The sequence below is a fragment of the Pseudomonas sp. A214 genome (assembly GCF_900156295.1).
GTDB lineage: Bacteria > Pseudomonadota > Gammaproteobacteria > Pseudomonadales > Pseudomonadaceae > Aquipseudomonas > Aquipseudomonas rhizophila.
In genome coordinates this window covers 664,329-685,876 of record NZ_LT707062.1, presented here as the reverse complement: position 1 = coordinate 685,876, position 21,548 = coordinate 664,329, and the positions used below count along the sequence as shown (strand labels likewise).

Genomic DNA, 21,548 nt, shown 5'->3' with positions numbered 1-21,548 from the left:
ATTGGAGGTCCATGTGCCGGGCAGGCCGTCATCGCAGGCAACTTCGCGCCCCACCTCGAACCCAATGGATTTCCATGGCGACGTGGGGCCGGCTTGCGTGCGAATGGTTTAAGCCCAGGCCAATCTTACTGACTGAGCAATGCGCCAGTCGTTCAAGGCGAATGGGTGACGTCGGAAATTTCATCAACCGCGAGCGCACCTGTCTCGGAAGTCCCCAGCACCACGTAGGCGCTGCCGCAGAACAGCGAGTTGAGGCGTTTCATGTCGGCGATCAGTTCTAGGTGCAGGGAACTGGTCTCGATGCTTTGTACGATTTTTCGCTGTAGACGGCTGACGTGTGCGTGGGCCAGTCGTCTTTCCTGCGCTCGAAAGCGACGTTTCTCACGCAACAGCTGACGGGCGCTCTCGGGATCGGCACTGAGGAACACCGACAATCCCAGCCGCAGATTGGCGATCAACTGGCTGTGCAGTGTCGCCAACTCTTCCAGGCCAACCTCGGAAAAGGACCGACGTTGCGCGGTTTTCTGTTGCTGGACCTTGCGCAACATGCGTTCGATGAGGTCGCTGGCCAGCTTCAGGTTGATCGCCAGCTCAATGATTTCCGCCCAGCGGCGGCTGTCCTGTTCACTGAGGTCCTCACGGGGCATTTGGGCCATATACAGCTTGATGGCGCTGCACAGCGCCTCGACGTCATCGCCCATGCTCCGTACTTGTTGGGTGACTGCGGTCTGCCCGCCGCGCAGTACGTCGAGCATGGCTTCGAGCATGGTTTCGATCAGATCACCGATGCGCAGGGTTTCCCGGGCAGCATTCGCCAGGGCCAGGCTCGGCGTAGCGAGGGCGGTGAGGTCCAGGTGGCGGGGCTTGGCCGTGCCGTTGGTGTCAGGACGCTCCGGCAGCAGCCAGGCACACAGCCTGGCCATCGGCCCGACGCTGGGCAGCAGCACGAGGCAGCGCACGGTGTTGTAGAGCAGGTGAAAACCGATCACCGTTTCCTGGTGGCTGAAATCCAGGCCGTCCAACCAGCCCACCAGCGGATCGAGCACTGGAATGATCAACAACAGGCCGATCAACTTGTACAGCAGGCTGCCCAGCGCCACCTGGCGGCCGGCGGCGTTCTGCATGCTGGTGCTGAGAAAGGCCAGCACGCCGCTGCCGATGTTGGCGCCGATCACCAGGCCGATGGCCACCGGCAGACTGATCACCGCTGCGCCGGCCAGTGTCGCGGTCAACAGCACGGCGGCGAGGCTGGAATAGGAGATCATCGCGAACAGCGCACCCACCAGTGCATCGAGCAGGATGTCGCCGGTCAGCGAGGCAAAGATAACTTTCACGCCCTGGGCCTGGGTGATGGGCGCGGCGGCTTCGACAATCAATTGCAGCGCCAGGATGATCAAGCCCAAGCCGATGCCGACCCGGCCCATTTGCCCCAGGCGGGTCTGTTTGCGCGACAGGAAAAAAATCACCCCGAGGAAAATCAGCAGCGGCGATAACCAGGACAGATCCAGGGTCAGTACCCGCGCCATCAGCGCCGTGCCGACATCGGCGCCGAGCATGGTCGCCAGGGCAGGGGTCAGCGCCATCAGGCCCTGGCCGACGAATGAGGTGACGAGCATGGCCGTGGCGTTGCTGCTCTGGACCATGGCAGTGACCATGATGCCTGCGACGAACGCCAGCCAGCGCTTGGACATGTTTTGGCCAATGACATGGCGCAGGTTCGTGCCATAGACCCGCAGAATGCCGGTACGGACGATGTGCGTGCCCCAGATCAGCAGGGCCACGGCGGAGAGCAAGTTCAGCAGGGTCAGCATGAGAAGCCCCCTGTTAGCGTCCCAAAGGGACCAATTGACGGTGCCACATTTTTCTTCGTTGTACTTAAGCTGTAGTTGGCCAACGGTTCGAGCGCCAGCATTGCACAGCTAAAGACGGGTTTGAAACAAAACTGTCATAAAAAGCCATTGACCAAAGACCCCACGAAACCCAGTGGGAGCGAGCCTGCTCGCGATAGCGGTCTGTTAGCCAATGAAGATGTTGAATGTTGCGGCCTCATCGCGAGCAGGCTCGCTCCCACCGGTTTTGCATCCAGTTACTTTCCGGCAGGCATGAAAAAGGGGCTCGATGAGCCCCTTCGTTCATTGCCCTGTGCCGCTTACTGACCCGGCATATCCTTACGCAGTTTTACCGGATCCTGCTGCTTGCGCTTGCGCGCCATGGCAGTGCGCATCTTGATGTTGAACGCTTCGACCGCCAGGGAGAAGGCCATGGCGAAGTAGACGTAGCCTTTTGGCACGTGCACGTCCAGGGACTCAGCGATCAGCACGGTACCGACCACCAGCAGGAACGACAGCGCCAGCATCTTCAGCGACGGGTGCTTGTCGATGAACGAGCTGATGGTGCCCGCCGCCAGCATCATCACCAGCACCGCCACGACGATTGCCGCGACCATCACCGGTACATGGGAGACCATGCCCACGGCGGTGATCACCGAATCCAGGGAGAACACGATGTCGATGATCGCGATCTGGACGATGGTGTAGATGAAGCTGCCGCCCGTGCCCGCAGGCGTCTCGCCGGTTTCGTCTTCGCCTTCCAGCGCGTGGTACATCTCCTGGGAGCTTTTCCACAGCAGGAACAGGCCACCGAAGAACAGGATCAGGTCACGACCGGAAATGCCCTGGCCGAACACTTCGAACAGGTCGGCGGTCAGGCGCATGACCCAGGTGATGGACAGCAGCAACAGGATCCGCGTGATCATGGCCAGGGCCAGACCGAAGATCCGGGTGCGTGCCTGCATGTGCTTGGGCATGCGGCTGACCAGGATCGAGATCATGATGATGTTATCGATGCCCAGGACAATTTCCAGGGCGGTCAGGGTGAAGAAGGCAACCCAGATTTCCGGGTTGGTCAGCCATTCCATGTGAGTTCCTTTAGCGAGTGTTGGGCCGCGCCGCGCCTTCGATTATCCAAAGGAGCGACGCAGCGGGCATTGCTTTTATAGAGTGCTGAACAGCGGAAAAATCCCCATCAGCAAGGCGGCAAACATTATGCACAGGCAAACCAATACTGCCCACTTCAAGGTGAAGCGTTGGTGATCGCCAAACTCGATCCCCGCCAGGGCCACCAGCAGGTAAGTCGATGGAACCAGTGGGCTCAGCAGGTGGACGGGCTGGCCAACAATCGAGGCGCGGGCCATTTCAACGGCAGTGATGCCGTAATGGCTGGCCGCTTCGGCCATGACCGGTAACACCCCGTAATAAAATGCATCGTTCGACATGAAGAAGGTGAACGGCATACTCGCCAGCGCGGTAATCACTGCCAGGTATGGGCCCAGGAAATCCGGGATCACCGCCAGCAGGCTCTTGGACATGGCGTCGACCATGCCGGTCCCGGACAGGATGCCGGTGAAGATACCCGCCGCGAAAATCAAACCGACCACCGCCAATACGCTGCCGGCATGGGCCGCAACGCGGTCTTTCTGCTGTTGCAGGCAAGGGTAGTTGACGATCATCGCGATACTGAACGCCACCATGAACAGCACCGGCAGCGGTAACAGGCCGGCGATCAGCGTGCACATCAGGCCCAGGGTCAACGCACCGTTGAACCAGATCAGCTTCGGACGACGGGCGTCCGGGAACTGGGAAACGCTGATTTCGCTGTGGTCGATGTCATCACCGGCGAGGTGCAATTCACCCAGACGGGCGCGCTCGCGTTTACCGTACATGTAGGAAATCGCCAGGATCGCCGCTACACCCGCGAGCATCGCAGGAATCATCGGAACGAAGATGTCGGACGGATCGACATGCAGCGCGCTGGCTGCACGGGCCGTCGGGCCGCCCCAGGGGGTCATGTTCATCACGCCACCGGCGAGAATGATCAGGCCGGCCATGATCCGTGGGCTCATGCCGATGCGGCTGTAGAGCGGCAGCATGGCGGCCACGCAGATCATATAAGTGGTCGCGCCGTCACCATCGAGGGAAACGACGAGCGCCAGAACGGCGGTGCCGACCGAAACTTTCAACGGGTCGCCCTTGACCAGCTTGAGGATCTTGCGCACGGCCGGGTCGAACAGGCCGGAGTCGATCATCAGGGCAAAATAAAGAATCGCGAACATCAGCATCACCCCGGTCGGGGCAAGCTTGGTGATGCCTTCGAGCATCATCGGACCGATCTTCGGTGCAAAACCACCGAACAGAGCGAACAGGATCGGGATGATGATCAGGGCAATCAGCGCGGACAGGCGCTTGGTCATGATCAGGAACATGAACGTGATGACCATGGCAAAGCCAAGGAAAGTCAGCATAGGAAATACTCCAGGCGTGGCGCGACGGGCAAAGGCAGACCGAACAGGTCAGCGCAGAATGCAAAGCACGGGACGGACGGAGGGAGTGGGTTCAGCGGGGCGGGTAGCAGCGGACATCAGAATCACCATTGTTGTTGTTAAAAGGGCCTAACGAGCCTTAGCCGCTCGCTTCTGGCCACCGGTCTGTTGCCGGTAGTGGGGGCGATCCTAATCGCGCAAGCTTTCAGCCACCTTTCGCCGCTGTAATGGAGTTTTTCTGTAGGGCAAGGCTTACCTGTAGGAGCAAGCTTTGTTCCCACAGACAATCTGCGCTCCACCGATAAATCAAAACACCGAAAGATCCAACGGCCGCACCGCGCCCATCCAGATCGCATGCTCGGTGTGGTCCGTCAGGTCGTCGCCGGTGTCCGGGTGAAGAAATATCACCAGGCCTTTGCGATTGAGCGCCAGCCACGGCAAGACCACGCCGATGTGCTGTGGATCGAACGCCAATTGGCAGCTCCAGTCCGGGTGCGGCCCGACTGGGCGTTGGTGGATACGGCCCATTTTCAGCCCAAACAGTCGCGTTGCTTCCTCGCACAGTGCCCGCGCCTGGGCGATGGTATTGGCGTCGAAATAGACATGGGCGTGGTAGCCCTTGATCCGCTGCATGTGCTTCTCCTCGAAAACTGGCCGAACCGAGGTTGTCTCCCGCGGGTCAGAGCCTTTACATGCGGGACAAAAAAGGAAAAACAGCCATGAAAAATGCCGAAACCCCGGTCACCAAAGTGGTGCTCTATGGTGCCATGAGTAGCCTCGGCAGTGCGTTGATGGCTGAAATGCTGCGGCGCCAGCACGAAGTCATCGCTGTTCTCGACGACCTTACGGCCCTGGCGCCGCGCCCCGGCCTGCGGGCCAAGACCGGCGACCTCTACGATCCCCAGCGGGTCAAGCAAAGCGTGGCCGGCGCCAATGCCGTGGTGTGTCTGTTGAACGCTCCAGGGTTGCCGATGAACAGCGAGCACGTGGAGCGCACGCTCATTCCCGGTCCCGTGGAGCAGGTGTTGGCGGTGGATGCGCTGATCGCCGGGATGGAGGCGGCGAGTATTTCCCGGCTGTTTCTGGTGGGCGATTTCGCCGTGCTCGACGAGGAGCCGGCAGACGATGTATTGCAGCGCCATGCCGCCGAAGAAGTCCTCGACGCCCTGAACAACAGCACGTTGCAATGGACCCTGATTGACTCACCCTACGCAACGCCCGGTTTGAGCATCGAGCACTTCAGCCAGGTCAGCACCAGCCTGGAGGCCGGCATGGCCGAATCACTGGAGCGGCTTGGCCGTGTGGCCGTCGGCATTGCCGATGAGCTGCGCCTGAACCTGCATGTGGGCCAGCATGTCAGTTTTGTCGCCGCCGATTAGCCTGTGCGGTCGCCGTCTCCCGAGTTGGCGCAGGGGAGGGCTGGTTACACCGCAATGGAAGGCAAGGCCAACCCCGTGAGCGATTCGGCGCTGTTGGCCTGCTCCTCCATCAACCAGTCCACAAACTGCCTGATCAATACCCCGCGCCGTTTACGCTGGGGCAAGACCACGTAATACCCTGACCGCGACAACACTGTTTCAGCGACCGGACGGCACAGCAGCCCTTGGGCCAATAAGTTATCCACAAGGTATCGCCAACCGATGGCAACGCCCTGACCGCCAATCGCCGCCTGGATGAGCAAGGTGTAGTTGTCGAACCGCAACTGCCCGGGCGCCGGGGGTGAGGTAATGCCCAGCTCACGGAAAACGCCACTCCAATCGAACCAGTGGCTACTGTTTTCCCCGCGCAAATGCAGGAGCGGGAACTCCGACAAGGCTTGAGCCGACAAGGGCAGGGAGCGTTCCTTGAGCAACAGCGGGCTGCACACGGGAAAGACTTCTTCGCTGAAAAGCCAGCGACTTTCGCCTTGTTTGAAGCGACCGTCTCCAAATAGCACCGCAACGTCGATATCCGTGCGCAGCATGTTGTGATTGCGTTCGCTGGTCACCAGGCTGACGTCCACCTGTGGGTTGGCGGCGTGAAACCGATGCAAGCGGGGCATCAGCCAATAGGCGGCAAACGCAAAATCGGTGGCCACTTGCAGCACCTCATGCTGGTCATGGGCGGTGATCGCGCTCAATCCTGCGTCGATATTCTGCAAACCGGCCTGCACCTGCTCGAACAGGATTGTTCCGGCCTCGGTCAGCTCGATGCCGCGATAGATGCGATCGAACAACCGTGTACCCAGTTGTTCTTCCAGGCGCTTGATCTGCTGGCTGATGGCCGGTTGCGTGGTGCCCAGTTCGATCGCCGCTGCCGTAAAGCTGCGGTGGCGGGCCGCGGCTTCAAAGGCGCGGAACAGGTCAAGGGACAGGTCACCCAGGGCTTCATACATAAGCTGTGCTTATCCTAGTCATTGCCTTGCGTGGGCTTTACCCATAAAGGCGGGGGCTACATGCTCAATCGCAGCAATTTCGCATAACTGTTTACTATGGAATGCCGCGAATACATGAAGCGCAAGAACATTCTTTTCATCATGGCCGATCAAATGGCCGCGCCAATGTTGCCGATCTACGGTCCTTCGCCGATCAAGCTGCCGAACCTGTCGCGCCTGGCCGAGCAGGGCGTGGTGTTCGACGCCGCGTATTGCAACAGCCCACTCTGCGCACCGTCGCGCTTTACCCTGGTGAGCGGTCAGTTGCCCAGCAAGATCGGCGCCTACGATAACGCGGCGGATTTTCCTGCGGACGTCCCGACGTACGCCCACTACCTGCGGCGTCTGGGTTATCGCACGGCGCTGTCCGGCAAGATGCATTTTTGCGGGCCGGACCAGTTGCATGGCTACGAAGAACGCCTGACCAGTGACATTTACCCGGCCGATTACGGCTGGGCCGTGAACTGGGACGAGCCCGACGTGCGGCCAAGCTGGTATCACAACATGTCTTCGGTGTTGCAGGCTGGTCCGTGCGTGCGCACCAACCAGTTGGATTTTGACGAAGAAGTGGTGTTCAAGGCCCAGCAGTATCTGTTCGACCACATCCGCGAGGATGGCGACCAGCCGTTCTGCCTGACGGTGTCCATGACCCACCCACACGACCCGTACACCATTCCCAAGACCTTTTGGGATATGTATGACGACAAGGACATCCCGCTGCCGCAAACCCCGGGGCAAACGGAGCTGGACCCGCATTCCCAGCGCCTGTTGAAAGTCTATGACCTGTGGGACAAGCCACTGCCTGTGGATAAGATCCGCGATGCGCGCCGCGCGTACTTCGGTGCGTGCAGCTACATTGACAGCAACGTCGGCAAGTTACTGCAAACCCTGGAAGACACCGGCTTGATGGACGACACGATCATAGTGTTCTCCGGCGATCATGGAGACATGCTCGGTGAAAAAGGCCTCTGGTACAAAATGCACTGGTTCGAGATGGCGGCTCGCGTTCCCTTGCTGATCAGCGCACCGGGCCAGTTCGCCAGCGGGCGGGTCGGGGCGGCGGTGTCCACTGCCGACTTGCTGCCGACCCTGGTGGAGTTGGCGGGTGGCCGGCTTGAGCCCGGACTGCCGCTGGATGGCCGTTCGCTGGTGCCCCATCTGCAGGGGCAGGGCGGTCATGACGAGGTCTTTGGTGAATACATGGCCGAAGGCACCATCAGCCCGTTGATGATGATCCGTCGTGGACCCTGGAAATTCATCTACAGCGAAGACGATCCGTGCCTGCTGTTCGATCTGCGCAATGACCCCAAAGAACTGGAGGACCTTAGCCAATCGGCTGAGCATCAGTCCCTGTGCGCGGATTTTCTCGCCGAAGCGCGAGCTAAATGGGATATCCCAACCATTCACCAACAGGTGCTCGCCAGTCAGCGACGTCGACGTTTCGTCGCCCACGCGTTGACCCTGGGCAAACTCAAGAGCTGGGATCACCAGCCGCTGGTGGACGCCAGCCAGCAGTACATGCGTAACCACATTGACCTCGACGATCTGGAACGCAAGGCCCGTTATCCACAACCCTGCCAAAACCAATAACGTAAGGGGAAGCACATGCAAAAGTTATCCACAGTACTGACCGCTGGGCTGTTGGCGCTTAGCAGTTCGGCGTGGGCCGAGCAAAGCTGCGAGACGGTAAAGATGGCCGACCCCGGTTGGAGTGACATCGCTGCGACCAACGCGATCACGGGTTTTTTGCTTGATGGCATGGGCTACAAGGCCAAGGTCGACACCCTCGCGGTGCCGATCACCTTCGGCGGCCTCAAGGACGGCCAGGTTGATGTATTTCTGGGTAACTGGATGCCGGCGCAGCAAGGGTTCTACGACAAGTTCGTGGCCACTGGCGATGTCACGCAGTTGGCCAAGAACCTGGACGGCACCGAATTCACCCTGGCGGTCCCGGATTACGTGTGGGATGCCGGTGTGCATAACTTCGCTGACCTGAACAAGTTCGCCGATAAGTTCGACAAGAAGATATACGGGATCGGCTCCGGCGCCCCGGCCAACCTCTCCCTGAAGGAAATCATCAAGACCAACGATTTCGGCATGGGCGAGTGGAAACTGGTGGAGTCGAGTGAGCAGGCCATGCTCGCGGAAGTCTCCCGGGCGGTGAGGAAACAGAAGTTCGTGACCTTCCTTGGCTGGACGCCACACCCTATGAACGTGCAACTGAAAATGCACTACCTCAAGGGCGGCGAGAAGTATTTTGGCGACACGGGCAGTGTCTATACATTGACTCGCAAAGGCTATGCACAGGCCTGCCCGAACGTAGGCAAGCTGTTGACCAACCTGAGTTTCACCCAGGAAATGGAAAACAGCATCATGGCCGAGGTGGTGAACAACAAAGTCAGCAATGCCGATGCGGCCAAGGCCTGGATCAAGGCGAATCCGGCGGTGCTGGATAAATGGCTGGATGGTGTGAAGACGCTGGATGGCAAGGATGCGTTGGCGGCGGTGAAGGCCAAGCTCTGACAATCATGTGGCGAGGGAATCTATGTGGGGAGCAAGGCTTGCCCGCGATGAAGACGACTCGGTCTTTCAGAGACCGAGCTGCCTGTTTCGCGAGCAAGCTTTGCTCCCACATTAATCTCCTCGCCACAGCGAGAACGGTGCCTTGTCCTGATACTCTTGCGCCAAACCCCACCCTTGAGGCCCCATGGCATTGCCCACCCGCCATTCACTCTTTCCGTTCCTGAGCTGGCTGCCGCGGCAGACCCGCGCCAGTGTCGGCCGTGACCTGATCGTCGGCCTGAGCGGTGCGATTCTCGCGTTGCCGCAGTCGATTGCCTACGCCCTGATTGCCGGACTGCCGCCGGAATACGGCTTGTATGCGGCGATTGTGCCGGTGCTGATCGCCTGCTTGTGGGGTTCGTCGTGGCACCTGATCTGCGGTCCTACGGCGGCGATTTCCATTGTCCTGTATGCCAGCGTCAGTCCCCTGGCCATGCCGGCCACCCAGGACTACGTCACCTTGATCCTGTTGCTGACGGTGCTGGCGGGGGTTTTCCAGTGGCTGCTGGGGTTGTTGCGTTTCGGCGCGCTGGTGAACTTCGTCTCACACTCGGTGGTGCTGGGTTTCACCCTGGGCGCGGCGGTGGTGATCGCCCTGGGGCAGTTGCCCAACCTGGTGGGTCTTGATCTGCCCAACGAAGCCACGGCGTTGAAAGGGCTGCTGATGTTGGTCAGTCATATCGAGGCTGTGGATAAGCCTTCTCTGTTTCTCGGTTTGGGCACGCTGGTGCTGGGCGTGGTGCTCAAACGGCTGCTGCCGCGCTGGCCGAGCCTGTTGATAACTTTGGTCATCAGCAGCCTGGTGGTCTGGCTGTGGCCAGGGATGTTCGGGCATGTCGCGCTGGTCAGCGCCTTTGCCGGACGCTTGCCGCCGTTCTCTGCGCTGCCGCTGGACCTGGATCTGATCCTGCGCCTGCTGCCCGGCGCGGTTGCGGTGGGCATGCTCGGGTTGGTGACCAGCCTGTCCATTGCTCGCTCGTTATCGGTACGCTCGGGGCAATTGCTGGATGCGAACCAAGAGGTCAGGGCGCAGGGGCTTTCCAATATTGTGGGAGGGTTCTTTTCCGGATCCTTGTCAGCGGGTTCCTTTACCCGTTCCGGCCTCAGCTATGAAGCCGGCGCTTGCTCGCCCCTGGCCGGGGTGTTCTCGGCGCTGTGGGTGGCTTTGTTTGCGGTAACCGGTGCCAAGCTGATTTCGCACATTCCGATACCGGCCATGGCCGGCAGCATTCTGTTGATCGCCTGGGGGCTGGTGGATTATCGCGGCGTCCGGGCGTTGTTTCGCGTGAGTCGCGCCGAATTCGTGGTGATGAGCCTCACTTGCCTGGCCACGCTGCTGCTGGAGCTGCAGACCGCTATCTATGCCGGCGTGCTGGCGTCGCTGTTCTTCTACCTCAAGCGCACCTCGCAACCGCGGGTGCAACACGCCCGTGAGGGTGAAGCTGACATCCTGCGGGTTGGCGGTTCGATCTTTTTTGGTGCCAGCCATTACCTGCAAGTGCGTCTGCAACGGTTGCAGGCACAACGGGTGGTGATCGATGCCCAGCAGATCAACTTCATCGACTACTCCGGCGTGGAAATGCTGCACCAGGAAGCCCGGCGCTTGCGCACCCAAGGGCGCAGCCTGACGTTGCGCAGGGCCAGGCCCCATGTGGTGGAAGAGTTGAAGAAGCTGGAAGGGCCGGAGCACTGTCCGATCCATTTCGAAGACTAGGGCTTAAGGTAGACACACCCTGTGGCGAGGGGATTTATCCCCGCTGGGGCGCGCAGCGGCCCTGGTTTTTTGGGACGGCTTCGCAGTCCAACGGGGATAAATCCCCTCGCCACAACAGTCTGTAGCCTCCTACAGTGCGAGCTGGCGCCGCAATTCGGCCAGCACTGGCGCGGTGTCCGGGCGTACCCCGCGCCACAGGTAGAACGCTTCGCCCGCCTGCTCGGCGAGCATGCCCAAGCCATCCATCGCCACCGCCGCACCGTGTTCGTTGGCCCAGCGACAGAACGAAGTGGGCTCCTTGCCATACATCATGTCGTAGCAGAACGTCATGCCGGGTTCGATCAAACTTGCGGCAATCGGCGGTACATCACCGGACAGGCTCGCCGATGTGGCGTTGATAATCAGGTCTACCGGCTCTTGCAGCCAGTCGAAACCGCTGGCCGAGACGGGGCCCAGGTCCGCGAACAACTCGGCCAGCAACTCGGCTTTTTCCACCGTGCGGTTGGCGATGATCACCGAGGCCGGCGCTTCGGCCAGCAGCGGTTCCAAGGCACCGCGCACAGCACCGCCGGCGCCCAGTAACAGGATGCGTTTGCCCTTGAGGTTTAAACCTGCGTTGACGGTCAGGTCCCGTACCAATCCGGCACCATCGGTGTTGTCACCCAACAGACGGCCATCGGCCAGCTTGCTCAAGGTGTTCACCGCCCCGGCGCGCTGGGCCCGCTCGGTCAGGCTGTCGGCCAGGCGGAAGGCGTCTTCCTTGAACGGCACGGTGACATTCGCCCCACGACCCTCGCGGAAGAATTCCCGCGCGCAGCCGGCGAAATCGTCCAGAGGCGCGAGCAGCGTGCTGTAGTCCAGTGTTTGCCCGGTCTGCTCGGCGAAGAGACGGTGGATCAGCGGTGATTTGCTGTGGCCGATCGGGTTACCCATTACAACGTAGCGGTCCATGGATAATCCTCGTTCAGGCCGTCGCCAGCCAATCGCGATCCTGCAGGAAATACTCGGTCAGCCGCGCCTCTTCGCTGCCCGGTTCAGCTTTCCAGTCATAGCCCCAGCGCACTTGCGGCGGCAGGGACATCAGGATCGACTCGGTACGCCCGCCCGATTGCAGCCCGAACAGGGTGCCGCGGTCGTAGACCAGGTTGAACTCCACGTAGCGTCCGCGGCGAAACTCCTGGAATTCCCTTTGTTTGGCGGTGAACGGGTCCTGCTTGCGGCGGCGCACGATAGGCAGGTAAGCCTCGATGTAGGCATCGCCGATGGCGCGCATGAAGGCGAAGCTAGTGTCGAAATCCCACTCGTTCAGGTCGTCGAAAAACAGGCCGCCAATGCCACGGGGCTCGTTGCGATGCTTGATATGGAAATAGCTGTCGCACCAGGCTTTGTAGCGCGAATACACGTCGGGGCCGAACGGGGCACAGGCCTGTTGGGCAACGCGGTGCCAATGCACGCAGTCTTCTGCCACGCCGTAGTACGGTGTCAGGTCGAAGCCGCCGCCGAACCACCAGACCGGCTCTTCGCCTTCCTTTTCAGCGATGAAAAAACGCACATTGGCGTGGGACGTAGGCACATGAGGGTTGTGGGGATGGATGACCAATGACACGCCCAGCGCTTCGAAGCCGCGCCCGGCCAGTTCCGGCCGATGGGCGCTGGCCGAGGGGGGGAGACCGCTGCCGAAGACGTGGGAAAAGTTGACGCCGCCCTTTTCGATCACCGTACCGTTTTCAATCACTCGCGTGCGACCGCCACCACCGGCGGGGCGGGTCCAGGCATCTTCGACGAAACGAGTGCCGCCGTCTTCGGTTTCCAGGGCCGCACAGATGCGGTCTTGCAGGTCGAGCAGGTAGGCTTTCACGGCCTCGGTGCGAGTGGTCATGACATCACCTTGATCAGGGCTACGCTACGCGGCTTGCAGCGGGCCGGTGGCAAATGGGCGCACAGGATACCACCGCACTTGCCTACGCCACAGTTGACGAAGGTCAAGCTTAGGAGTCCGATAGCAGGCTTGGTAAAAAGTCCACGACAAGGAGAAAGTGAAGATGGCCAAACGTATTCAGTTCAGTTCCCACGGCGGCCCCGAAGTGCTCGAGTACGTGGGCTACCAGCCTGCCGAACCGGGCCCGCAGCAGGTGCGGGTCAGCAACAAGGCGATCGGCCTGAACTTCATCGATACCTATTATCGCAGCGGTCTTTACCCGCCACCGGCCTTGCCGTCAGGCTTGGGGGCCGAGGGGGCGGGTGTGGTCGAGGCCGTCGGTTCAGACGTCACGCGGTTCAAGGTCGGTGACCGGGTAGCTTATGGCAGCGGTCCGCTGGGAGCCTACAGCGACGTGCATGTGTTGCCCGAGGCCAATCTGGTGCATTTGCCCGAGTCCATCAGTTTCGAACAAGCAGCCGGCGTGATGCTCAAGGGCCTGACCGTGCAATACCTGCTGCGTCAGACCTATGAGCTCAAAGGGGGGGAAACCATCCTGTTCCATGCCGCCGCCGGTGGCGTGGGCTCTTTGGCCTGCCAGTGGGCCAAGGCCCTGGGCGTGCGATTGATCGGCACCGTCAGCTCAGCGGAAAAAGCCGCCATCGCCAAATCCCACGGCGCTTGGGAAACCATCGACTACAGCAAGGAAAACGTCGTACAGCGTGTGCTGGAGCTGACCGACGGCAAGAAAGTCCCGGTGGTCTATGACGGTGTCGGCAAGGACACCTGGTTGACCTCCCTGGACTGCGTAGCGCCCCGTGGCTTGCTGGTGAGTTTCGGCAATGCTTCCGGTGCGGTGGACGGCGTGAACCTGGGGATACTCGCGGCCAAAGGCTCGCTGTACGTCACCCGTCCGACCCTGGCCACTTACGCCAATAACGCCGAGAACCTGCAGCGCATGGCCGATGAGCTGTTCGGCATGATCAGCAGCGGCAAGATCAAAGTGGATATCAACCAGCGTTATCCACTGGCCGAAGCGGCCAAGGCCCAGGCCGAGTTGTCGGCGCGGCGCACAACCGGGTCGACGATTCTTTTGCCCTGATTTAGAGGGTGCTAAAGAACCTGTGGGAGCGAGCCTGCTCGCGATAGCGGAGTATCAGCCAACATCTATGCCAACTGATCCGACGCTATCGCGAGCAGGCTCGCTCCCACAGGGTTTGACGCAAGATCCGGAAGGTGTGTTCGGGCTCAGTCCGGCCGCACCACGTTGCCGGTCGCCAGGTCGCGAATCACGCTGGGGTTCTTGCGCCCACCCAGGTTACCGCCCAGCACCAGGTCGATCTGCCCACGGAAATATTGCTCGACGCGAATTCGCGTGCGCGCCGCCGGGCGGCCCTGAGGGTTGGCCGAGGTGGACACCAGCGGCCCCACCAGTGAGCACAAGTCGCGCACGGTGGGGTGATCGCTGACCCGCAGCGCAACCGTGTCGTGCACACCGGTAATCCATTGCGGCAGCAGATTCTGGTGCGGCACCAGCCAGGTATTAGGCCCAGGCCAGGTGCTGGCCATTCGATCCATCCAGGTTTCAGGGAAATCTTCGAACAGAAAGTCGAACTGGTGGATGTTGTCAGCCACCAGGATCAAACCCTTATCGGGCAGTCGCGACTTGATCGCCAGCAGGCGCTCCACCGCGTCTTCGTTCCACGGGTCGCAGCCCAGGCCCCAGACCGCTTCGGTTGGATAGGCAATCACCGCCCCGGCGCGAATTTCTCGCGCGGCTTGTTGCACACGCCAACTGTTGACCATGAAAGACTCTCCACAACGCAAATAAGGCTGTGCGCAGTTTACCGATCTTCCCCATAAAACCTAGCGCGCAAACCAGCGCCCGTTGTCACAGACCGCCCGTCCCTCCATTTCCAGCTCAGTCAGCGCCGCCAGGACTTTGGGCAAGCTCCAGCCGCTGGCGGCGGCCAGCGCTTCGCTGCCAAGCGGCGCGGCATGGAGCAAGCGCAACAGCGGATGGGTGACGGGCGTCGGTTCCATGGACAGCGGCAACTGCTGCCAGCCCCGCAATGCTTCAAGGATGTGCTCGACGGTTTCCACCAGCGCCGCGCCGTCGCGGATCAACTGATGGCAGCCCTTCGCGCCGGGGTGATGGATCGACCCCGGAATGGCGTACACCTCGCGGCCTTGTTCGGCCGCCAAGCGTGCGGTGATCAGCGAACCGCTGGCGACACTGGCCTCCACCACCAGCACGCCGAGGGACAGACCGCTGATGATCCGGTTGCGACGAGGAAAGTTGCTGGCGTGGGGCGGCGCGTCCAGCGGGAACTCCGACAGCACCGCGCTGCCTTGGGCGATCATCGCGTCCGCCAGCCGACGATTGCGCTGTGGATAAAAATTTTCCAGCCCGGTGCCCAACACGCCAATTGTTTGCCCGCCCACATCCAGCGCCGCTTGATGTGCCGCCGCGTCGATGCCCAGGGCCAGGCCGCTGGTGATGACAAAACCGGCACCGGCCAGGCTTCGGGAAAACGCCGCGGCGGTGTCCATGCCCGGTCGCGATGCCCGGCGGCTGCCGACCATCGCCAGCTGTGGTTTTTCCAGAATGGTCGCGTCGCCGGCGACGAACAACAGCGGTGGCGCATCGCTGATCTGCGCCAGCAGCGCGGGGTAGTCAGGCTGGTCCCACATCAGTAAACGCTGGGCCGAACCCTCCAGCCAGGCCAATGCATGGGCGGCGCCGTCACGCACATCCGGGTTGCGCCGAGCCTCGGCACACGCCGCGGGCAACCTCAGCGCTCGCCAGGCGCTGGCCGGTGCGCTGATGGCTTTGGAGGCCGAGCCAAAGGCCTCCATCAGGGTCATGAAACGTTTGGGGCCCAGTTCCGGCAAGCGGTGCAGGCGCAGACGGGCCTCCAGTTCCGCAGGGGAAACCGAAGCAGATTCAGGCAATGACATGGATCATCCTTGATCGTTATAAGCCCCGTCGAAACGGGAACAAGCTGTGGATAACTCTGTTGGTAACTTGTGAGACCCGTTATGGATTGCGCACTTTGTCGAGTACCGCCAGCGAGCGCGAGGCGTATAGCACCAAGCCATAGCTGAGCTTGTCGTAGGTGCGAAAAACCATCAGCAGGCCAGCACGTTCATCGGGAATTTTCACCTGCTCGCCGGTGATGCGGTCGCGCACGGTCTCGCCGGTCTTCATCACCGCCAGCACATTGCCTTCGGCCAGCCCGTCGCGACGGCCCTTGTTCAGGGTGACTACATCCAGGGCGCCGATCTGGGTGACGCCGCGGGGTACATCGAGGATCAGCCCGTTGATCTCCGTTTTCGGTGCGCTGGGCATGAACGTCGAGTTGATCGAGCGTTCTTCGCCACTGAACAGGCGATCGCCGAGGCGCACCTCCTGGGTCGTGCGTTGCAGGGCCAGGGTTGTGATGTCGCCTTCGCTCGCCACGACTTCACCGCTGCCGATGTCATCGGCGTTGATGCCCAGGAACTCCTTGGTTTCGGGATCGGTGTAGACCTTGCCCTGACGGAAGATGCCGTACGCCGACTGGTCCGCGTCGAAGGGGCCGCGGGCAAAGATCCGGTCTCCCGTGCCGCTGAGGACCCGTTCGGCATCGCCTGCAACGATGTAGGGCGCCTTGTCGAAATCCTCGGCCGTGTCGACGATGCGGTTGCTCAGCAAAAAGCTGTTGATGGCCTGCAGCGGGATGCTCGGAATCGCGTCGGCCACCGGCGAGCTGCGAATGCGCGGTGACAGCTTGATGGTGCCCCGCGAAGCGCCGCGATTGAGGGTCAGGCGCGGTTGACCGTTGACGTAGACCAGCGACAGGGTGTCGCCGGGATAAATCAGGTTGGGGTTCTCGATCTGTGGGTTGGCTTGCCAGAGTTCGGGCCATTTCCACGGTTCACGCAAGTATTTGCCGGAGATGTCCCACAGCGTGTCCCCCGTCACCACTGTGTATTGCTGGGGAAAACCTTCCCGAAGTTGCACTTGCCCGTGCGCGATACCGGCCGAGGCCAGAAGCAGCAGGGCGAGTAGTGATTTCCTCATGCGGTGAATCCCTTTATTATGTGCGTTCGCGTAAAACGCCAGAGCCCCCGTGGCTCGCTCCGTGATTGAGGAGCAACGTTTTACAACGGTAGCCTGCATCCCAAGACACGCCAGGCCAGCCACCCGACTTTACTTCACACGTGCATTTATCAAGCTTATGGCCATTTTGAACATTCTCGAATTTCCGGACCCGCGCCTGCGCACTATCGCCAAACCGGTGGCTGTAGTGGACGACGAAGTGCGTCAGTTGGTCGATGACATGTTTGAAACAATGTATGAGGCGCCAGGCATCGGCCTCGCCGCGACCCAGGTCAACGTGCACAAACGTATCGTCGTGATGGACCTTTCCGAAGACCGCAGCGAGCCCCGGGTGTTCATCAATCCCGAGTTCGAAACCCTGACCGACGAGATGGACCAATACCAGGAAGGCTGTCTCTCGGTGCCCGGCTTCTACGAAAACGTCGACCGCCCGCAGAAGGTCAAGATCAAAGCCCTGGACCGTGACGGCCAGCCTTACGAGCTGATCGCCGAAGGGTTGCTGGCGGTGTGCATCCAGCATGAGTGCGACCACCTCAACGGCAAGCTGTTCGTGGACTACCTGTCTACCCTCAAGCGTGACCGGATCAAGAAAAAACTGGAAAAACTTCATCGCCAGAATGCTTGACGCCCCCTTCAAAGGCTTGCCGCGGCAAGCCTTTTTCTTTTGCGACTGCTTTGTAAATGAGAGCTTCCCATGACTGAGCCACTGCGCATCGTCTTTGCCGGCACTCCCGAGTTCGCCGCCGAACACCTCAAGGCCCTGCTGGCCAGCCCCCATGAAATCATCGCGGTCTACACCCAGCCGGATCGGCCGGCCGGTCGCGGGCAAAAACTGATGCCCAGCCCGGTCAAGCAACTGGCCCTGGAGAACGGTCTGCAGGTCTTGCAGCCGCCGACCCTGCGCGACGCTCAGGCCCAGGCCGAATTGGCCGCGCTCAAACCCGACTTGATGGTGGTGGTCGCCTACGGCCTGATCCTGCCCCAAGTGGTGCTGGACATTCCGCGCCTGGGTTGCATCAACAGCCACGCCTCGCTGCTGCCACGCTGGCGCGGTGCGGCGCCGATCCAGCGCGCCGTGCAAGCCGGTGATGCCGAGAGCGGCGTCACCGTGATGCGCATGGAAGCCGGTCTGGACACCGGGCCGATGCTGCTCAAGGTCAGCACGCCCATCAGCGCCGAAGACACCGGCGGCAGCCTGCACGACCGCCTCGCACTGATCGGCCCGCCCGCCGTGGTCCAGGCCATCGCCGGCCTCGCCGCCGGTACGCTGGAAGGCGAAGTGCAGGATGACAACCTCGCTACCTACGCCCACAAACTGAACAAGGACGAGGCGCGCATCGACTGGAGCCGCCCGGCCGTCGAACTGGAGCGTCTGGTGCGTGCCTTCAACCCGTGGCCGATCTGCCACAGCACCTTGAACGGCGAGGCTCTGAAAGTGCTGGCTGCAAGCCACGCCGAGGGGCAGGGCGCGCCGGGTGAAATCCTTGGTGCCAGCAAGGACGGCCTCGTTGTCGCCTGTGGCGAGCAGGCCCTGTGTCTGACACGTCTGCAATTACCCGGTGGCAAGGCGCTGAACTTCAGCGATTTGTACAACAGCCGTCGTGAGAAATTTGCCGTCGGCACGGTGCTGGGCCAAGCGGCGGACGCTTCATGAACCCGCGTCTGGCCGCCGCCAAGGCGCTTGCTGCGGTCCTGAGCGGAAAAGCCTCACTCAACAGTTCCCTGCCGACCCAACTGGACAAGGTTGAAGACCGTGATCGCGGTTTCACCCAGGACCTGGCATTCGGCACCGCCCGTTGGCAGCCACGGCTGTCGGCCCTGGCGGCGAAGCTGCTGCAGAAACCGTTCAAGGCCGCCGATGCCGACGTCGAAGCGCTGCTGCTGGTGGGGCTCTATCAATTGCTCTACACCCGCGTGCCTGCCCACGCCGCCATCGGTGAAACCGTGGGCTGCGCCGACAAACTGAAAAAGCCGTGGGCCAAGGCCCTGCTCAATGCCGTGCTGCGCCGCGCCCAACGGGAAAGCGAAGCCCTGCTGGCCGAGCTGGAACACGACCCGGTGGTGCGCACCGCCCATCCGCGCTGGTTGCAAAAGTCCCTGAAAGCCTTCTGGCCCGAGCAGTGGGAGGCCATCTGCGCGGCCAACAATGCCCATCCGCCGATGATCCTGCGGGTCAACCGTCGCCACCATACGCGCGATGCCTACCTGGCGTTACTGGGCGAGGCTGGCATCCCGGCCATCCCGTGCCAGTACAGCCGCGACGGCATCGTGCTGGAAACCCCCGGCGATGTACGCGCGCTGCCGGGCTTTGCCGACGGTTGGATCAGCGTCCAGGACGAAGCCGCGCAACTGGCTGCCGACCTGCTGGAGCTGGCGCCCGGCCAACGCGTGCTGGATGCCTGCTGCGCACCGGGTGGCAAGACCTGCCACATTCTCGAGGCCGAGCCGAAGCTGGCCGGCGTGGTGGCGGTGGACCTGGAAGCCAAGCGCCTGGTGCGCGTGAAGGAAAACCTCGAACGCCTTGGCCTCGCCGCCGAACTGATTGCCGCCGATGGCCGCGACACCGCCAGCTGGTGGGATGGCAAGCCATTTCAACGCATCCTGCTGGACGCACCGTGTTCGGCCACCGGCGTGATCCGCCGTCATCCCGACATCAAGCTCACCCGCCAGCCGGACGATATCGCCGCACTGGCGGTGTTGCAGGGGCAATTGCTCGATGCGTTGTGGATAACCCTGGAAGTCGGCGGCATGCTGCTGTATGCCACGTGTTCGACGTTGCCGACCGAGAACACCGAAGTGATCGAAGCATTCCTCGCCCGTACCCCCGGTGCCCGGGAGCTGGACATTGCCAGCCAGGCCGGGGTGAAACAGCCCCATGGTCGGCAGTTGCTGGCCCAAGAGGGCGGCCACGACGGGTTCTACTACGCCAAACTGATCAAGATCGCCGCCGCACGCGGTTAAAACCGATTCGATAGGAGTGACCGGATGAAAATCATCATCCTCGGCGCAGGGCAGGTCGGCGGTTCGCTGGCTGAACATCTGGCCAGTGAAGCCAACGACATCACCGTGGTCGACACCGACGGTGACCGCCTGCGCGATCTCGGTGACCGCCTCGACATCCGTACTGTACAGGGCCGTGGCTCCTTGCCTACGGTGTTGCGTCAGGCCGGTGCCGACGATGCCGATATGCTGGTGGCTGTCACCAACAGCGATGAAACCAACATGGTGGCCTGCCAGGTCGCTCACACGCTGTTCCACACCCCGACCAAGATCGCCCGGGTGCGCGAGGCGGCCTACCTGACTCGCGCCGACCTGTTCGACAACGAAGCGATCCCGGTGGATGTACTGATCAGCCCCGAGCAAGTGGTGACCAACTACATCAAGCGCCTGATCGAACACCCGGGCGCTTTGCAGGTGATCGACTTTGCCGAAGGCAAGGCGCAATTGGTCGCGGTCAAGGCCTACTACGGCGGACCGCTGGTGGGCCAGCAACTGCGCCAGCTGCGCGAGCACATGCCGAATGTGGAGACGCGGGTCGCGGCGATTTTCCGACGTGACCGGCCGATCCTGCCCCAGGGCGATACCGTGATCGAAGCGGACGACGAGGTATTTTTCATCGCCGCCAAGGCCAATATTCGCGCGGTGATGAGCGAAATGCGCCGTCTCGACGAAAACAACAAGCGCATCGTGATTGCCGGCGGCGGGCAGATCGGCGAGCGTCTGGCCGAAGCCATCGAAAGCCGCTATCAGGTCAAGATCATCGAGATGAACCCGGCGCGCTGCCGTTACCTCTCGGATAACCTTGACAGCACCGTGGTGTTGCAGGGCAGCGCCTCGGACCGTGACTTGCTCCTGGAAGAAAACATCGCCGACGCCGACATCTTCCTGGCCCTGACCAACGACGACGAAGCCAACATCATGTCCTCGCTGCTGGCCAAGCGCCTGGGGGCGAAGAAGGTGATGACCATCATCAACAACCCGGCCTACGTCGACCTGATCCAGGGTGGCGAGATCGACATCGCCATCAGCCCGCAACTGGCAACCATCGGCACCTTGCTGGCCCACGTGCGGCGCGGCGACATCGTCAGCGTGCACTCCCTGCGCCGTGGCGCGGCCGAAGCCATCGAGGCGATTGCCCATGGCGATGCCAAGTCCAGCAAAGTCATCGGCAAGGCCATCCGCGACCTCGGTCTGCCGCCAGGCACCACCATCGGCGCGATCATCCGCGACGAACAAGTGCTCATCGCCCACGACGACACCATGATCCAGACCGGCGACCATGTGATCCTGTTCCTGGTGGATAAAAAGCATATTCGTGATGTGGAGAAGCTGTTCCATGTGGGGTTGAGTTTCTTCTGATCCAGAATTTGCGGTGATGGACCGGGCCTCATCGCGAGCAGGCTCGCTCCCACAGAGGATCTCCATTGCTCACAAATATCGTGGGCAACCCCAACCCCTGTGGGAGCGAGCCTGCTCGCGATAGCTATCTAGCAGCCAACGGATCAACCCCTGACACAA

The 21,548-nt window shown here is 61.5% G+C and carries 19 protein-coding genes; 9 read left to right on the top strand and 10 right to left on the bottom strand.

Going from position 1 to position 21,548, the window contains the following annotated elements; translation table 11 throughout:
* Nucleotides 1-152: 152 nt before the first annotated feature.
* The 4 genes from BW979_RS03100 to BW979_RS03085 form a co-directional block, all read right to left on the bottom strand.
* A complete protein-coding gene (locus BW979_RS03100) occupies nucleotides 153-1,811 on the bottom strand; it encodes a Na/Pi cotransporter family protein (RefSeq protein ID WP_047229803.1) in 1,659 nt (552 codons plus the stop codon).
* 338 nt (nucleotides 1,812-2,149) lie between these two features.
* Nucleotides 2,150-2,917, bottom strand: coding sequence for a TerC family protein (locus tag BW979_RS03095; RefSeq protein WP_076383142.1), 768 nt, complete (start codon nucleotides 2,915-2,917; stop codon nucleotides 2,150-2,152).
* Nucleotides 2,918-2,992: 75 nt separating this feature from the next.
* Nucleotides 2,993-4,300, bottom strand: a complete 1,308-nt coding sequence (locus tag BW979_RS03090) for a CitMHS family transporter (RefSeq protein WP_047229805.1) — start codon at nucleotides 4,298-4,300, stop codon at nucleotides 2,993-2,995.
* 324 nt (nucleotides 4,301-4,624) lie between these two features.
* Entirely contained in the window at nucleotides 4,625-4,951 is a 327-nt protein-coding gene (locus tag BW979_RS03085) for a DOPA 4,5-dioxygenase family protein (RefSeq protein WP_076383141.1), read from the bottom strand.
* 86 nt (nucleotides 4,952-5,037) lie between these two features.
* Here BW979_RS03085 and BW979_RS03080 point away from each other — a divergent pair, with 86 nt between their 5' ends.
* Nucleotides 5,038-5,697, top strand: a complete 660-nt coding sequence (locus tag BW979_RS03080; protein ID WP_047229807.1) for an NAD(P)-dependent oxidoreductase — start codon at nucleotides 5,038-5,040, stop codon at nucleotides 5,695-5,697.
* Nucleotides 5,698-5,741: 44 nt separating this feature from the next.
* Here the strand turns inward: BW979_RS03080 and BW979_RS03075 are convergent, their stop codons facing one another.
* The gene (locus tag BW979_RS03075) at nucleotides 5,742-6,692 is read right to left on the bottom strand and encodes a choline sulfate utilization transcriptional regulator (protein WP_076383140.1); all 951 of its coding nucleotides are present in this window, start codon (nucleotides 6,690-6,692) and stop codon (nucleotides 5,742-5,744) included.
* Between the two features lie 114 nt (nucleotides 6,693-6,806).
* Here BW979_RS03075 and betC point away from each other — a divergent pair, with 114 nt between their 5' ends.
* The 3 genes from betC to BW979_RS03055 all read left to right on the top strand — a co-directional run bounded on the left by betC (nucleotide 6,807) and on the right by BW979_RS03055 (nucleotide 11,007).
* Nucleotides 6,807-8,321, top strand: coding sequence for a choline-sulfatase (gene betC, locus BW979_RS03070; RefSeq protein ID WP_047229809.1), 1,515 nt, complete (start codon nucleotides 6,807-6,809; stop codon nucleotides 8,319-8,321).
* A gap of 15 nt (nucleotides 8,322-8,336) precedes the next feature.
* Nucleotides 8,337-9,254, top strand: a complete 918-nt coding sequence (choX, locus tag BW979_RS03065; protein ID WP_047229810.1) for a choline ABC transporter substrate-binding protein — start codon at nucleotides 8,337-8,339, stop codon at nucleotides 9,252-9,254.
* Between the two features lie 184 nt (nucleotides 9,255-9,438).
* Nucleotides 9,439-11,007: a SulP family inorganic anion transporter gene (locus BW979_RS03055; protein WP_047229811.1), complete on the top strand. Its 1,569-nt coding sequence runs from the start codon at nucleotides 9,439-9,441 to the stop codon at nucleotides 11,005-11,007.
* Between the two features lie 129 nt (nucleotides 11,008-11,136).
* On the opposite strand, the gene aroE is transcribed toward BW979_RS03055, so the two are convergent.
* Nucleotides 11,137-11,958 (bottom strand): shikimate dehydrogenase, encoded by an 822-nt coding sequence (gene aroE, locus BW979_RS03050; RefSeq protein ID WP_076383138.1) that lies wholly within the window; start codon nucleotides 11,956-11,958, stop codon nucleotides 11,137-11,139.
* 13 nt (nucleotides 11,959-11,971) lie between these two features.
* Nucleotides 11,972-12,886 (bottom strand): oxygen-dependent coproporphyrinogen oxidase, encoded by a 915-nt coding sequence (hemF, locus tag BW979_RS03045; protein ID WP_047229813.1) that lies wholly within the window; start codon nucleotides 12,884-12,886, stop codon nucleotides 11,972-11,974.
* Nucleotides 12,887-13,049: 163 nt separating this feature from the next.
* Here hemF and BW979_RS03040 point away from each other — a divergent pair, with 163 nt between their 5' ends.
* The gene (locus BW979_RS03040) at nucleotides 13,050-14,027 is read left to right on the top strand and encodes an NADPH:quinone reductase (RefSeq protein WP_047229814.1); all 978 of its coding nucleotides are present in this window, start codon (nucleotides 13,050-13,052) and stop codon (nucleotides 14,025-14,027) included.
* Nucleotides 14,028-14,173: 146 nt separating this feature from the next.
* On the opposite strand, the gene BW979_RS03035 is transcribed toward BW979_RS03040, so the two are convergent.
* From BW979_RS03035 to BW979_RS03025, 3 genes are all read right to left on the bottom strand, one after another.
* Nucleotides 14,174-14,731 carry an L-threonylcarbamoyladenylate synthase gene (locus BW979_RS03035; protein WP_047229815.1) on the bottom strand — a complete coding sequence of 186 codons (558 nt, stop codon included), beginning with the start codon at nucleotides 14,729-14,731 and terminating at the stop codon, nucleotides 14,174-14,176.
* Between the two features lie 60 nt (nucleotides 14,732-14,791).
* Nucleotides 14,792-15,886 (bottom strand): DNA-processing protein DprA, encoded by a 1,095-nt coding sequence (gene dprA, locus BW979_RS03030; protein WP_047229816.1) that lies wholly within the window; start codon nucleotides 15,884-15,886, stop codon nucleotides 14,792-14,794.
* A 79-nt stretch (nucleotides 15,887-15,965) separates the two neighbouring features.
* Complete coding sequence (locus BW979_RS03025) at nucleotides 15,966-16,991, bottom strand: LysM peptidoglycan-binding domain-containing protein (RefSeq protein WP_076383137.1); 1,026 nt, start codon at nucleotides 16,989-16,991, stop codon at nucleotides 15,966-15,968.
* A 157-nt stretch (nucleotides 16,992-17,148) separates the two neighbouring features.
* Here BW979_RS03025 and def point away from each other — a divergent pair, with 157 nt between their 5' ends.
* From def to trkA, 4 genes are all read left to right on the top strand, one after another.
* Nucleotides 17,149-17,655 (top strand): peptide deformylase, encoded by a 507-nt coding sequence (def, locus tag BW979_RS03020; RefSeq protein ID WP_003196300.1) that lies wholly within the window; start codon nucleotides 17,149-17,151, stop codon nucleotides 17,653-17,655.
* A gap of 69 nt (nucleotides 17,656-17,724) precedes the next feature.
* Nucleotides 17,725-18,684, top strand: a complete 960-nt coding sequence (gene fmt / locus BW979_RS03015) for a methionyl-tRNA formyltransferase (protein WP_047229818.1) — start codon at nucleotides 17,725-17,727, stop codon at nucleotides 18,682-18,684.
* Nucleotides 18,681-19,991, top strand: a complete 1,311-nt coding sequence (rsmB, locus tag BW979_RS03010; protein ID WP_076383136.1) for a 16S rRNA (cytosine(967)-C(5))-methyltransferase RsmB — start codon at nucleotides 18,681-18,683, stop codon at nucleotides 19,989-19,991. Before fmt ends, rsmB begins: the two co-directional genes overlap by 4 nt.
* A 24-nt stretch (nucleotides 19,992-20,015) precedes the next feature.
* Nucleotides 20,016-21,389 carry a Trk system potassium transporter TrkA gene (trkA, locus tag BW979_RS03005; protein WP_047229820.1) on the top strand — a complete coding sequence of 458 codons (1,374 nt, stop codon included), beginning with the start codon at nucleotides 20,016-20,018 and terminating at the stop codon, nucleotides 21,387-21,389.
* Nucleotides 21,390-21,548: the final 159 nt, after the last annotated feature.